Raw genomic sequence first — 14,777 nt, 5'->3', positions numbered from 1 at the left:
AAAATGCTCAGAATTTCAGGGTAAAGTTATGGGGCATTATTCTCTGTTCCCCCCTAACTGACGTTGAATCGGGTCCTGTAACTTTACCCTGATTTTGAGTTTCAACTAGCTGCTTATCGATAGGTCCGGTTGGCAATCCAACCCTCCAGCAAGAGCACCACAACTACCAACAGCAGAATCCACCACCACAGCCGCTGCGGCTGTTCAATATCTGCAATTAATTGCGCCGTTCTTACACGCTCGCTGATTACCGGTGTGGTTTCGGGATTTAGCACCGCATCACTCAGCTCGGCAACATCGATGGCAGCCAGTGTGGCTGCATCGGGCGCAATATTCACAGAAAACATCATCGAGTCCGGGCCACTGACAACACCGGGCATTCGTGCTGTGTAAAATGGCGACTCGCGAGTCACATTCACTTCACGGCCGTCCGGTTCACGCAGTTGAACAGCGCGCTCATCACTTGCGTCAAAAAAACTGTCCAGAGCGATGACGTCGCCAACTTGCCAGGACTGCTGCCGTTGAGGCGGCTGTATCAGATAAGTCAGGACTTCATGTACAAAAGGCAAATATAGACCTTGCAGCGGAAAATTACTCCAGCCAAGGTCCAGAGAACTGCTAAGCAACATGCTTCGACCTGAAGCCATAGGCTGTTCCAGCAACAACGGCTCCCCTGAATCCAGGCGTATTAACACCTCAGAATCCAGCGCGGGTTCAGTCTGCCAGAAACCTTCGAAACGCGTGCTCCAGTCCACATCCAGGCCCGACAAGGCCGGGTGACGACGATCCATATCAGCTATCAGCCTGTAGTCATTGGCGGTCAGTACACTGGAAGTCAGCAGGCGAGCAGGCGACAGACTGCTGAAATTCTGATTGAACAGCTGCGCATCAACTCTGTCACCTGGCGCAAACCACAGCGATCCGCCATCCTCCACAAAGCGCTGTAAAGCCGACAGACTGCTCTGCGGAACCTCGTCCACATTCAGCAACACTACGGCATCATGTTCACTGATCAGCCCGGCCGTCAGCGTTGCAGCCTGCACCGTTGTCACTTCAAACGGTGAACTGTCCATTCCCTGCAGAGCCAGACTGAACCAGTGCGCCTCATCGTCATACCAGTCTGCAGACGGGGCACCATTCACAATCAATACCTGCATGCGAGGCATGACGTCCAGACTGAAGTGCCACCGGTTATCCAGATCAAAGCTGTCTCCCGCCAGAATCAATTCACCCTGATACTGACCGCTGCCGTCCAGTGCCAACGGCAGAGTGACCACTTGTTCCGCACTGTCCTGCAGCACTACCGGCTGCTGCTCAACAGTCTGTCCATTAAGACGCAATGTCAGCGTACCTCGATCCTGAAAAACCGTGCCGGTACTTCTTACCCGGACCAAAACGGACTGATCTGCATCAATGGCGGTTAACTGCTCAGGTACACGCACATCTGTAATACTGAGATTATTGCTGCGCTCATCAGCCACACTGATACCTTGCAAGGCAACGCCCGGGGCCAGCATCCAGCCTTGCAGAGCGTCGCTCATACCCGCCGCCTGAAAATCCGACACCAGCACTATCCGTCGCCGCTCATGGCTAGCCTGAGCGAGCAGATCATTAGCCAGCTGCAGTGGCGGGAAAAACCGGACACGATCGTAGCCCGGTGACTCCAGGCTCTCAACAAAGCTACGCAGACTATCGATCTCACTGGTCAGCTCACGGACATTCTGTGTCGCACCGGCAAATGTGACAAGTGCTGCTTCGTCAGCTGGTGACAATGCATTCAACACAGTCAATACCTGATCACGTGCCCGATCAAACCGGTCCGCATAATGCATACTGAGCGAGGTATCCAGCAATATAACCACTGACTCGGGTTCAGCATCGACCAGCCTGGCCAGTGAACCCTGGTACAAAAATGGCCTGGCAAACGCAAAAACCAGAAGACAGATTAACAGGGCTCGCAGAGCAAGCAGTAACCATTGCTGAATCTGCTGAAACAGGATCAGTTTTTTGGTGGTCTGCTTGAGGAATCGCAGTGAGCCGAACATCACCTTGGGCGGATTCTCACGCCTGATCAGGTGGATGGCCACCGGAATAGCAGCAGCCAACAGCCCCAGCAGAAACAACGGCGACAGAAAACTCATTCAGGCACTCCTCGTCCGTCGCGTCAGATAAGAAGCCAGCGCCTTGTCCAGTGGCTGCGATGTATTCAACAGACAGTAATCAACACCGCTGCTCTGACAACGTTTGCGACAGTCAGCCAGATAGTTGTTGAGGTTTTCCAGATAAGCCTTACGCACCGCTGCCGGCGAGGTAATATGCTTTTCTGCACTTTCCATGTCGATAAACTCGGACGACTCATTAAAATTGAAATTCAATTCCTGATCATCCAGCACATGGAAAACAATGACCTCATTACCCATGGCCCGAAGCTGTTGCAATGCTTTTATGGTCGCCTGCTCATCCTCAAGCATATCGCTGATCAGAATGACAAGACTTTTTCGGTTCAGCGACATCGCCAGTTCGGTAAGCGGTCTGACGATATCAGTGGTTGTGCCCGCCTGTAATTCATTGAGACTGCGCAGGATGCGAAGCAGGTGTAACTGTCGGGCTTTCGCCGGGATGTAATCACGCACTTTTTCGTCAAAGGTAATCAATCCCACCGCATCCTTCTGCCGCATAATGAAGTACGCCAGCGCCGACGCCAGGGTCCGGCCATACTCCAGCTTGCTCATGTTGGCAGAGGCGTATGCCATCGAGGCGCTGCTGTCCAACAGGATATAGCAGCGCACATTGGTCTCGTCCTCATACTGCTTGATATACAGCTTGTCTGTCCGACCGTACAGCTTCCAGTCCACATGTCGCATATCATCTCCACGGATGTAATGGCGATAATCAGTGAACTCGACGCTGAACCCGCGCTTGGGGCTTTTGTGCAGACCGGCAATAAAACCCTCCACAATCACTCTGGCACGCATTTCCAGATTATCCAGGGTTGCCAGCACTGCCGGATCAATAAAATTATTGCTCTGTGCCATACGCTGCGCCTGATGAAATTGGATGCTTGCTCATGGTTACAGGCTCGGTTCCTGCACAGTCTCGATAACACGACGAATAACCTCATCGCTGCTGATACGCTCGGCCTCGGCGTGGAAGTTCAACTGCAGACGATGACGCAGGACTGATGGTGCCAGGGCCCGGATATCGTTATAGGATACATTGTAGCGACCATGCAGAAGTGCCCTGACCTTGCCGGCCAGTACCAGATTCTGCGAGGCCCGGATGCCAGCTCCCCAGGTCACCCAGTCCTTGACAAAATCAGGTGCATGTTCATTCTGAGGCCGCGTTGCATGCACCAGTCTCACAGCATACTGAATGACTGACTGTGCGGCCGGCACCTGGCGCGCAATACGTTGAAAGGCCAGAATATCCTCACCGCTGAGCGGGTGCGCAACGGTTTTATCCATGGTCCGGGTTGTAGTGCTGACCACCTGCACTTCTTCTTCCTCGGTAAGATAACCCAATTCAATCTTGAACATGAAGCGATCCAGCTGCGCCTCGGGCAACGGGTAAGTACCTTCCAACTCAATGGGATTCTGCGTCGCCAGTACAAAAAACGGTTGCGCCATCTTGTGAGTGACACCTGCTGCTGTTACTTGCCGTTCTTCCATCGCTTCCAGCAGAGAAGACTGAGTTTTAGGCGGCGTTCGGTTGATTTCATCAGCCAGCAGAATATTGGTGAAAATCGGCCCCTTCACAAATACCAGCTTACGCCTGCCTTCGTGCTCCTCTACAATCTCAGCACCAACAACATCCGAAGGCATAAGATCCGGAGTGAACTGAATACGGCTGAAATCCAGCTGCAGAATATCTGCCACTGTTTTAATCAACAGAGTCTTGGCCAGCCCCGGCACACCCGTTACCAGGCAATGACCACCGGCGAACAGTGAAATCAATAATTCCTCGATGACAGCATCCTGACCCACAATGACCTTGCGAATCTCCTGCACCATCTGATCACGGCCCTGTTGCATCTTTTTGACCAGCGCCAGATCATCGTGATCCTCCAGTCCGGCAACGGGTGTGTCGTGAACGATTTCTGTGTCTGTCATTCTGTAGTCCTTCCTGTACTGATTGTGCGTTTTTTTAATGTGTATAAGCGTAAATCAGGTAATTGATGCCAAGCCGGTAAGCCTCGTTACTCATCTGGGTTGGGTAAAGTTCCAGAAAGGTATGTTCCCAGCCATCACCCATATCAGAGTTGTAATTGGCAACGAGCATGACCCGACCGTCATCATCCAGAACAGCATGCACCGCAGGAGGGTAACGCGGGTCGTCCAGCGTCACACTGCCGTAATCCCAGGTAACAGCCCGACCAGGCACCTGAGGCACTCTTTCAACATCATAAAACATGCGAAAGATTTCATGATTCAAATCCAGGCGAACCACCTCACGGTCAGGGAAAATCTTGCTCATTTCAATCAGAAAATCCTGAAAATGGGCATCCGTCCAAAAGTCGTCAACCATAACGAAACCGCCGCGCAACATGAATTCACGCAAGGAATCTGCCTCAGCAGGCGTAAAATTCGGCCCGCTGCGCATAGAGCCTATCGGCACACGTTTCATGGTCATATATAAGAAGATGTTTTCAAACAAAGCCGGATCCGTCAGATCCATGGCGCGGGTCGCACTGGTGTCTGTATCAATCAGGGTGTAGCGCTGGACACCGCGCAAAAAATTGCGCTCGGCATCGGGGAAGTCAGTGTCCCACCAACCTCCGCGTCGAGTGCGACCACCCGGATAATTCTCGTAACGTCCGCGTATAAATGTAAATTCCGGGGCTGCCAGGGGTTCAGCACTGCCAGGACTGAAGCGTTGTCCCATATCGATGGGAGGTGGCCGTCGCTGCTGAAGCGTGGTGATGTCAAAATCGGGTGGAAAAGCGATGCTGCGATCCGGCTGCGCCATGGTCGGGATAGCCAACACTGACAGAACCGACACAACAAAAGCCAGTGCCAGCTTCCTCAAAACCCGCCTTTTGAACAATACCGGTTGACCCATCGTTACTGTGCTCCCCGGCCCACTGCCTGCAACAGGATCTGCTGAGCGCGCTCGTAACCCGGTGCTGTCTCCAGAGCTCGCAGAATATTGTAACGTGCATCTTCGGTCTGATTGTTTTCCAGATAAGCCTGCGCCAGGTTTGTTCTGGCAGCAACTGGATCAGTGTTATCAAGCTGCAGCAATACTTCATACGCCTGCACGGCTCTTTGCGTGTCACCAGACGCCTTAGCGAACTCAGCATCAGCGTGATGAATCTCAGCACGGTAGGGGTTAACCGACAGCGCACGCTCCAGATAATAACCGGCGCGCTCAAGGTCACCTTTTTCCAGCGCATCATTTGCCAGCAGAAGTGGCGACGCAAAATCGTGTTGCTGATTCTCCAGCATGACTTCCAGCCATGCCAACTGTTGTTCCCGCTCGCCCATGGCTTCGTAAACCTGCGAGAGCACCAGCGCCGGACTTGGATAACCGCTATAGTCTGGCAGGATATCATTCGCCAGAGTCAGATGATGTATGGCTTCCCCATAGGCTTCTTCCCGGAACAGCACGATGCCCAGCTGTAACTGCGCCTGAAAGTCCCGAGGTTCGCGCTGGATCCTGGCCCGCATATACTGTTTCAAAGACTCGTTGTTGTACAGCTCTGCCATTACCGCACTGTTGTTCTCACGAACACCGTGCCCATGCCCGGCACCTTCATCGGGACTGTCATCGCTGTGTACATAGACATTAATCTCTTCAACCCGGGCCTGTATCCAGTCTCGGAAACCACTGTCGAAGGTTTCTATATCCATGCCGAATACATTGCTGAACATTTCACTTTCCGGGAGTACATTAGCGTACTCATGGATAAGCGCCAGCAGATGATCAAAACCAAACTCCTCAGCGATATATTCAACGACCAGGTAAGACTGGAAATACGCGAAACTCAAATCGGCGTTGCTGTTGGCTGAGGTAAAACCACGATTCAGATCGGAAACCGGTAATAGTTTGTCCTGCTGAACGGCTCTCACGAGGTCAAGCCCCTGACGACGCCCCCACTCTGGTCGGCCCAATCGCTCCTCCCAGGTGGAAATACCCTCAGAAAGCCAGCGTGGCATACGATTATTGGTCATTTGCAGAGTCCACACATGCACCAGCTCATGCCAGACTATTTCCTGCCAGTTGGCGCTCAGCGTGTCGGGTGAGATCAACGTGACCACTTTGCCAAAACAGATTCCAACCAGCGGACCGATGTCAGGCAGCCCGACCGAGCGCACTGCAAAATCTTCTGTTCGCTCAAAGACCTGCAGGATGACTGGCACCTCTGGTTCAAACTGATATTTTTCAACCAGACGATCCCAGCTTTCTTCCAGCAGCGGCTCCATATACGGCCAGAGAATCTGAGCGTCGCGTTGACTCATATTCACACGGAAATGTTCACTTTCCAGTGTGGCATACTCCTCCAGCACATCAAAAACCTGCAACATGTTAGAGGTCAGGACGTTAAAGGGATCATTATCAAAGGCCAGTTCCAGATGATATTTACCCTGCTCCTCCTCACCCAGTCGAACCAGATTACCGCCCAGAACAGTGTGAGCGAACCAGTTTCCGGAGTCTGTTTCAATAGCCCGTCTGGCAAAACTGACGGCTTCAGTAAACCGGTAATTGTTGCCCAGATAATCGGCAACCAACGCAAAAAACTGAGCGTTGTCCGGGCTGAACTGATTAATAGCGCGCAACTGCTCATCAAATGCTGCCTGATCATCTGACATCGCAGCCAATGCGGCCAACGTGGCACGTGCGGGAATGGATTCCGGGTTATTGTCCAGTGCCTGCGCCAGCATCTGACGTCCCTCTTCCTCCCGGTCATTCCTGATCAGCATCACGCCAAATGTTTCCAGTGCAGCCACATCACGCGCATTGATATCCAGGGCGCGGGTCAGGTTGCGCTCCGGCGAAGAGATTTTTGAAAGGCCAACAAGAGCCGGGGTGTATCGCGGATTCTGTTCAAGTACCTGAACATAGTTCTGGCGGGCGTCCTCATCATTAAATTTTTCCTGGAAAAGATTACCCCACAGCACCAGTGATTCCAGGTTACCTGAATCCAGTCGCACCGCTTCTCCGAACAGGGCATTTGCATCATGGAACTCATCAAGCTGCCAGGCCGCCAGCGCAACCATCCCGACATCCCCGGAGTCAAATACCAGCCCACTGTCATAGCGATCCAGCGCTGCGTTGAATTGCACATCGGCCAACTCTGTTTCGCCACGCAACTGCAACACCAGGCCGTATTGCACCAAAGACCTGACTGGCGGCTGAGAAACCGAATCGACAACTTCCTGCAACAAGGCCTGAGCTTCGGCTGATCGACCAGTCAGCACATAGATTTCGGCCAGGCGTGTACTTGGTAACGGTTGATCAGCCGGCTCATCGATGACCTGTTGCAGGGCAGCGATAGCCCGATCATACTGGCCAGTTTCCATGTGTGTGCGCGCCAGACCCAGAGCCACCTGCTCCTGGTAAAAAGCATCACGCACAGTCTGAAACACTTCCTGCGCTGCCAGGTAAGAACCGCGTTGCAGCAATTCCTCGGCGCGTTGCAGATTCTCCAGCGCTGTCGGCTCATTCTGGGCGTACAGTGGTGCGGGACATAGCAGCGCGGCAGAAAGAGCAACCGCGCTCAACCGTTTAACCATTGTCGTGAATTCAGGGCAAGGCATTGTATTCCCTCGTTTGAACGGCAAGATCAATCAACAGGGCTTCCAGCCGATTCCAGTAATCATCCTCAAGGTAATTGGCTTTCTGATTACGTAAAATAAAGATGTCGCGCTCCAGAGACTGTATCTGTGACAGTACTTCCCTGGCACGGGGTGAGGTCTTTTCGGCCACCGGACGAATCACATCCAGGTAGGCAATTTCAGCCAGCAAACCATCAGCCTGCTGCTGGCCTGGCTCGCGACTGAACAAACCGTCTCCGGTATCATCGAGCACCGCATTTTCAGTGGCCAGTCGACCCTGTTCCCGATACCAGTCAGCAACTCGTGTGCTGGCATAGTTAAAAACTTCCAGCACGGAAACACGACCGTTTCTGTCCAGATCGGCGGTATGGCCCTGCAGACCGGCAATCAGATAGTCAGCAAACAATGGATCATAGCGCTCGGCCGCTGAGCGTGTCGCTGAGACCACAACCCGACCTGGCAGGGATAACTCACGAGTAAACTCGAAACTGGCGCTGGTGGTATTAAAAATGATCAGATCCTGTGCCGTGAAAACCGACAACATGTCAGCCAGTTCCGCACCCGTCATATCCGGGCCCACATTATTGAACTTGGCCTCACCAAATGTTCCCGAACCATGACCGATCAGGAATACACTCAGTTGATCGCCTTCGTTGACCTGTTCGGCCAATACAGACACCTGGCGCTTGATATCGTCGACTCTGGAACTCCCGCTGATAATGGAAGACAGGTTGCCAACATTCTCTCCATCATCCAGTAATATCCGAATACGGCTACTGTCATAGCCGTAATCTTCGATCAGGGTGCTGCGCAATGTCGATGTCCAGCGTCGGAAGCGGTCTCGTATATCAGGCGCGGCGGCGGCCCCCGTGATGATCAATGCATATTTGTTGTTGGCGGCCGTCTGATTAAACCAGGGCATTTCATTATCAGACACCGGCTGAGCCTGCACGGTGCCAAACAGTCCCAGGCAAGCTAATGTGATCACACAGAATCTACATAGTCTCATGACAGCCCCCGATAACGCCTGGCCATCCAGTCGGCAGACATCAGAGCTATAAGAAGTGCCAGGAGCCATGGTTTATCCCAAAGATCTTCCTGCACCTCACGCGAATAAGCACCCGGGGTTCGTTCAATATCAGAAACCAGCTGATCAATCTGCGACAGGTCATAGTATTGCCCGCCACTGCTCTCAGCTATACGTCCCAGTAATCCTGCATCGCGCCCGGCATTGTTGAATTCCCGCAGCGACGGGGTGACAACAAATGCCGAGTTTTTCTCATTTTCTATGCCCGCCCCGACTGCACTGCTGACATCAACCAGGGTGTTGTAAACACCTTCCTGGTCAACGGTAAACTGACTTCGGTAGACACCATCTTCGCTGATATCCCATTCCATGGCGACGTCGCTCATCGAGCCATCAGGGTTAGTGCGCTGCAGCCACAGAGAGGCATTGTTGTCCGCCTGAAACTCTTCATTGCGAACCCGCGCGGTTACCGTGACCTGGTCACCCACGTTGTAGAATGGTTTGTCGAAATTAACCGTTACCCGCTCCAGGGCATCCTGCGACAACCAGCGCAGCATCTGGCGCCAGATCCGTTCATGCGAATCATCTTCGGACGACATCAGCATCTGCCATCGCCAGGTGCTAGCCGTTGTGATGGCCATACTGCGGCCACTGCCGTAACGCTGGGTTGCGATCACCGGCAAAGCCTGGCCCTGATACTGAATAGAAGGGTGTTCGGCCAGCACAGTAGCTCCTGGCTTAGGGCGACCGGTAACATAAACACCCTGTAACGCGGGCAATGCGGCCCACTGCACCCGATTCTCTGAATCATCGGAACTCAGCCGCAGCAATGGCGAGAACTCGCCGGACGGCGTAAGCCGCGGTCTGAAAAGCTCGCCGGTAGCATGCGTGCCGCGGGTAATACCACCTTGCAGATAAGCAGGCAATGTTGTGGAGCGCTCAGGCGTCACCGGCAAAAGATCAGCCAGAGCAGTATCGATAAATGCATCATTCAGTCGACCACTGAGCAGCAGGCCGCCACCGCGCTCAGCGACAAAGTCCTGCAACAGTCCTAGCTGTTCATCGCTCAGAAAATCCCGTTCGATATCCCCCAGAATCACTGCTTCATAGGTGTAAAGTTCCGAAGCATCAGTCGGAAATCCGTTGTTGAGTTCCAATGGCGAGTTAATGCCCTGGCGATAGAAACGTCCGGGGCCGGTTTGCAGATAGGAGGCAAGCCGCAGACTCTCATCGCCCTCAACCGCTCGTCTGATAAACTTGAACTCGTTACGCGGATGACCTTCCACATACAGAACATTCAGTGCCGGTCGTTCGCTGTTGTCGACCAGAAACTGATAGCGGTTGTTCTGCAGTATCAGCTCCTGATCCAAAGGTTCAATCAACAGCTCATAGAGAATGGGTTCGCGGCGCTCCGGACTCAGTTCCAGGTCGACTCGCTGGCTGCTGCCATCCGCCCCCAGAAGCACCGCGCGGCTGAGCACCTCAGTGTCGCCGTCCATGACCCGCAGGTTAACCTGACGTCCGGCATAACCCCGCTGAATCAATGTTGCCTGAACATCAAAGACACTGTTATCCAGGATGGTGCTGGCAGCCGAGACAGAGGTAATGCCTACATCGGTGGGAATGTCACTTTGCCCCACCCCGACCGTGAAAATCGGGATTTCACGAGCAGCAAAATCGCGCGCCCGGGCCAGCACATCGCCCCCGGAATTGTCCGCGCCATCACTGATCAGCACAACACCACTCAATGGCAGCCCGCCTAACTGATCAGCCACCTGCTGCAGGGCAGCATCTGGACTGGAGAGGTTGCCCGAAGCCGTCAACTCCAATTCAGAACCTGCCCGGCGCAGGCTCTTGTCAAAGCCAAAAGTCCGAAGCTGATAGCGTTCAGCCAGGGTGGCCAATGCACCGTCATCGCCATAAAGCACCGAGCGAACAGCTTCACTGCGGCTCTGCCCACCCGCCATATCAGCAATCTGCATACTTTCGCTGTCATCCACCAGCACAGCCAGGTAGGTTTCCTGGGGATTTATTTCCCAGGTGCTGATAACAGGCCGCAACAACATTAACAGCAGAATGATCAGCGCCGCTGAACGCAAGCTGATCAGCAATAAGCGCCAGCGTGGTGTCAGCGGCCGCGTAGTGCGTCGGTAAAGCCACCAGACAAGCACCGGCACCAGCAAAAATAGTGCAAAGGTCAACAGTGGATGCGGACTGTAAGCCAGCGAAAACCGACCATCACGAATGGCATCAACTACATATGATTCGTAAAAGAAATTCATGACTTACGGTGTTGTACTCCGGTTTTCAGAGAGCGCCCGATAGTAGGCCTCGACCAGCTGGCGGTATTCATCCGGGATATCTTCTTCTGATACTGTGTAAAGACGCTGGGTAATGCGCGCCAGTTCAGCACGTGCTCGCAGATCACTTTCCAGTTCAATCAGGGGTTGCAATAAACCGCGCAACAACTCGGGCTGGTTCATGAAGGCTTCCAATGATTGTTGCGTGATTTCGCTGCTGATCGAGCGGGCATTACCCCACAAAGCGGCCTCACCCTGCTCGGGTATGCCACCCAGGCCCTGTCGGGTTTCCTGGCCGCCCGCGGCACGGGCACCACGATTGGCCTGCTGACCTGCCTGACCTCTCTGAGCAGGCTGACCGGCGGCTCGTCCCTGTTGTTGCCCGGCTTCACCGGACTGTTGTTGACCGGCCTGTTGCAGCTGCTCGGATAGTTGTTGTGCGAGCTGCTGGGATTGCTGCAGCCGTTCGCGCAGTTGTGCAATGGACTCTGTACCCGACTGATCACCGCCAGGTTCGCCCTGACGTTGCTCAATCTGTTGCTGGAGGGCTTCCAATTGTTGTCGAAGAGCACTGGCATCTGCCGCAGCCTGGCTGATCGGATCCGCATTAGCCGATTGTTGTGCAAGCTGGGTACCGCTACCCAGTGCCTGCAAATTATTATTCAGCTCTGTAAGTGCTTGATTTACATCATTCTCTATATCCAGTGCGAGGTTTACCATGCCATTACGCAATACCCGATTACTGGTATCCATCTGCTCGCGCACCGGTCGCAGAGCGCGGCTGGCCGCCTGAGCCTGCGATAACAGTTGCTGCTCGTCCGTATCAGCACGCGCGACCACTGCCCGCAGCATCCGTTCTATTTCCTCCAGTTCCTGACGGTTGCGTTGCTGCTGGTTGACCAGTTCCTGTAGCTGCTCGTTCTCGGCTGCCGCCTGACGGGTTTGTCCCAGGCCCTGCTGCCTGTTCAGATCTTCCAGCGCCTGCTGAAGCTGCTGCTGTTGCTGCAGTAACTGCTGACCGCGCTGGGCAAGGTTCTGGGCCAACTGATCAGGCGAGTTGTCTGGTTGCTGCGCCAGCGTTCGCTGCTGCTCTCTGAGACTTTCCAGGGCTCGCTGACTGCGGGCAGCAGCCTGCGCCGGCGTGGGCGCCTGCGCCGCCTCCTGCATTTGTTCCAGTGCACGCTGCAACTGTTCATTCTGGCTCTGTCCGCCGCCCGCCTGAGCACTTTGCGCCGACTGGCTCATCTGCTGACGACGCGACATCTGTTGTTGTAATTGCGCCACATCGTTCAATAACTGCTCCTGCTCGCGCCGCAATCGCTCAAGTTCCCGACGGCGCTGTTCTTCGTCCATCTGATCCATACGTCTGGCCAGATTACGCTGCGCCCTGGTCAACCCTTCCTGACGCCTCGCCAGTTCCTCCAGGCGGCTGTTTTCTTCGGCGTTCTGCCCGCCACCCTGCTGAGCCTGACGAGGTGTTTCATAACGATTTTCGTTTTGTCCCATCTCCATCTCGAACAGCTCACGCAGGTCCTCACGCTCCTGCTGTCCCCCACCGCCACCGCCACCGCCGGCCTGACGTTGAAAATTCACATCGGTACGGTTAATTTCTGCTTCTGCCCGCAAGACAAACTGCAGCGCCTGCTGTTCAGGCTGCATGGCCTGCGTAAGCGCCAACTGATCCAGATCATCAGCAGCGGATTGCATCTGTTCAATGGCGCGTTGCAGATACGTGACTGCATTGCCATAACTGTCATCAGCAAAGTTGATTCGTTCTGACAGACGATCAATGGACATGCGGGCACGATCCATGGCATCGCGCTGAGAGTCGGCCACCACGGCCACATCATCCTCAAACTGTTGCTGGTCCATGTTCAGTTGTTGCTGTCGTAATCGCCAGGTTGCCGCAATAATGTCTTTTTGTAGCGTGACCAGCGCACTGCTTTCATTGTTGCCGCCACCACCGCCACCGCCTTGCTGACCGCCGCCACTGGCGCGACGAAACTCCTGGTCAGTCGGTACCACCTGCAGGAAATAGATATCCGACACAACTTCCTGAGGACCGCGAAGTTCATTGTTATCCGCAACTGTCAGGTAATAGCTGACAAAATCACCAGGGCTGACAGCCAGGTCTTCCATGTAGATCATCTGGTCGCCTGTCACGTTACGAATATTGGTTTCTGGCAGAAAGTCCACCGAAACCTCATCGGCACCAATCACGCTGTAGTGCAGGGTAAAATCTGTCAGACCGTAGTCGTCGCTTGCTTCAATCTGCAGTACAACTTCTTCCAGTGGCATGACATTCTGATCGCGACCCGGGCTCAGCAATGCCAGCGATGGCACTTCATCGGGAATAGCCCGAATGTAGTATTGATCAGCATCTTCTGTTTGCTGACGGTCAAAATCAGTAGCAACAATGCGATATACACGGTCCTGATCAACTGTCAGGGAAATTCGTCCGGACTGGCCGTCTACGGTAACAGGCAGGCTGCTTTCATCATCAAACACCATCTGTGCCTGCTGTACCGCCTTGTTAAAGGCAATGTTCAGGTCCAGACGGGTACCTTCCGGTACAACAAAATCACCGCTGTCGGTTTCTTCATAGTTTTCCAGACCCGTGTATGACGGGAACTGATAGGCAACATCAATCTGCTCCGCCTGCGGCAGATCATAGAGGGTAATGCGGTATTCCCGACTGCGCTGCTCACCGTCAGAATCAACGCTGACATAGTAGACCAGGTCTTCAGTGACTGTCGGCATGTAGTAACTGAACGCTGCACCGTCACTGCCCGCCCCATCGCGCTGCATATTGACGTCGTACCAGTTAAGTTGATCGGAACGCATGCGCAGACGCACGTCATCAGGAACAGCATTCTCCACCCGAACCTGAATCGTGGCTGCTCTGCCGCGCTGCATACGGATATCACCCGGTTCGACGGACAATACAAGCTCAGCAGGTTCGGCGGACTCCTCAATTACCGGCGTAGCAGTCACTTCAGGCATGTTACTGAAAGGCCAGAGTAGCTGGCTGCCAGCACGCAGCAAAGCATCCGAGCTGACCAGCAATACGACCAGCAACAGCCCTGAACCGCTTGCAATGGCAAAAGAAGTCAGTGGAATGCGACTGTCAGAGATTCTGCTGAGTTGTTGTTGCTGGGCATGCAGGTGAACATCAGCATCATCCCATAGCTGCTGCAGAAACTGTCTGGAAACGCCCTTTTGCGAGGCTGAATCGGAATCGGCAGAAAACTCCAATGAGGTCAGCAGGCGCTGCTCAAGATCTGGCAACCTTGACTCCACATAACCCGCCAACTGCCGGTCATCTTCACGCAGACGCCGCAAAGCCGCCAGATAGCGCCACAGGGCAAATACGGAAATCGCGCCGAATACAGCAAACATCAGCACTTGCAGCAGGAATTGTTCCGGCAGACGCAGGCTGAGGAAACTCAGCGCCAGGAAGGCGGTGACCACAACAACCGCCAGCAGGCTGGACTGATGCAGGACACGCAGGAATTGCCGGCGTTTGCGAACGCCGGCCAGAGCGACTTTCAATTTATGAACGCTGGCTATGTCCGGACTTCTTTTGTCGGTAAGACTCATAGACGACCCTGCTGATTATTATCCAGTCTGCCTGAACTATCCCATTAACGGACCGGCCAAAGCAAGGGAATCTGT

The 14,777-nt window shown here is 54.0% G+C and carries 8 protein-coding genes; all 8 read right to left on the bottom strand.

Going from position 1 to position 14,777, the window contains the following annotated elements; genetic code table 11:
• Positions 1-113 precede the first annotated feature (113 nt).
• Genes PS2015_RS05160 through PS2015_RS05125 form a run of 8 tightly spaced genes read right to left on the bottom strand, consistent with a single transcriptional unit; the run spans position 114 to position 14,702 of the window.
• Complete coding sequence (locus PS2015_RS05160) at positions 114-2,141, bottom strand: BatA domain-containing protein (protein ID WP_058021222.1); 2,028 nt, start codon at positions 2,139-2,141, stop codon at positions 114-116.
• A complete protein-coding gene (locus tag PS2015_RS05155; RefSeq protein WP_058021221.1) occupies positions 2,142-3,035 on the bottom strand; it encodes a DUF58 domain-containing protein in 894 nt (297 codons plus the stop codon).
• Positions 3,036-3,071: 36 nt separating this feature from the next.
• The gene (locus PS2015_RS05150; protein ID WP_058021220.1) at positions 3,072-4,109 is read right to left on the bottom strand and encodes an AAA family ATPase; all 1,038 of its coding nucleotides are present in this window, start codon (positions 4,107-4,109) and stop codon (positions 3,072-3,074) included.
• 34 nt (positions 4,110-4,143) lie between these two features.
• Positions 4,144-5,058, bottom strand: a complete 915-nt coding sequence (locus PS2015_RS05145; RefSeq protein ID WP_058021219.1) for a DUF4159 domain-containing protein — start codon at positions 5,056-5,058, stop codon at positions 4,144-4,146.
• A 2-nt stretch (positions 5,059-5,060) separates the two neighbouring features.
• Positions 5,061-7,733, bottom strand: coding sequence for a tetratricopeptide repeat protein (locus PS2015_RS05140; protein WP_058021218.1), 2,673 nt, complete (start codon positions 7,731-7,733; stop codon positions 5,061-5,063).
• A gap of 10 nt (positions 7,734-7,743) precedes the next feature.
• Positions 7,744-8,763, bottom strand: a complete 1,020-nt coding sequence (locus tag PS2015_RS05135; protein ID WP_156412663.1) for a hypothetical protein — start codon at positions 8,761-8,763, stop codon at positions 7,744-7,746.
• A 17-nt stretch (positions 8,764-8,780) separates the two neighbouring features.
• Positions 8,781-11,084 carry a hypothetical protein gene (locus PS2015_RS05130; RefSeq protein ID WP_058021216.1) on the bottom strand — a complete coding sequence of 768 codons (2,304 nt, stop codon included), beginning with the start codon at positions 11,082-11,084 and terminating at the stop codon, positions 8,781-8,783.
• 3 nt (positions 11,085-11,087) lie between these two features.
• Positions 11,088-14,702 (bottom strand): DUF4175 family protein, encoded by a 3,615-nt coding sequence (locus tag PS2015_RS05125; RefSeq protein WP_058021215.1) that lies wholly within the window; start codon positions 14,700-14,702, stop codon positions 11,088-11,090.
• Positions 14,703-14,777 lie beyond the last annotated feature (75 nt).

The sequence above is a fragment of the Pseudohongiella spirulinae genome, assembly GCF_001444425.1.
Taxonomy (GTDB): Bacteria; Pseudomonadota; Gammaproteobacteria; order Pseudomonadales; family Pseudohongiellaceae; genus Pseudohongiella; species Pseudohongiella spirulinae.
Note: the sequence above shows the minus strand (reverse complement) of the source record. Positions and strands in the feature narration are given on the sequence as shown.

Bases quoted from the DNA above. Each gene is read 5' to 3' on its own strand.
- PS2015_RS05125 (WP_058021215.1), bottom strand. From the start codon at position 14,702: ATGAGTCTTACCGACAAAAGAAGTCCGGACATAGCCAGCGTTCATAAA.
- PS2015_RS05160 (WP_058021222.1), bottom strand. From the start codon at position 2,141: ATGAGTTTTCTGTCGCCGTTGTTTCTGCTGGGGCTGTTGGCTGCTGCT.
- PS2015_RS05155 (WP_058021221.1), bottom strand. From the start codon at position 3,035: ATGGCACAGAGCAATAATTTTATTGATCCGGCAGTGCTGGCAACCCTG.
- PS2015_RS05130 (WP_058021216.1), bottom strand. From the start codon at position 11,084: ATGAATTTCTTTTACGAATCATATGTAGTTGATGCCATTCGTGATGGT.
- PS2015_RS05145 (WP_058021219.1), bottom strand. From the start codon at position 5,058: ATGGGTCAACCGGTATTGTTCAAAAGGCGGGTTTTGAGGAAGCTGGCA.
- PS2015_RS05140 (WP_058021218.1), bottom strand. From the start codon at position 7,733: ATGGTTAAACGGTTGAGCGCGGTTGCTCTTTCTGCCGCGCTGCTATGT.
- PS2015_RS05150 (WP_058021220.1), bottom strand. From the start codon at position 4,109: ATGACAGACACAGAAATCGTTCACGACACACCCGTTGCCGGACTGGAG.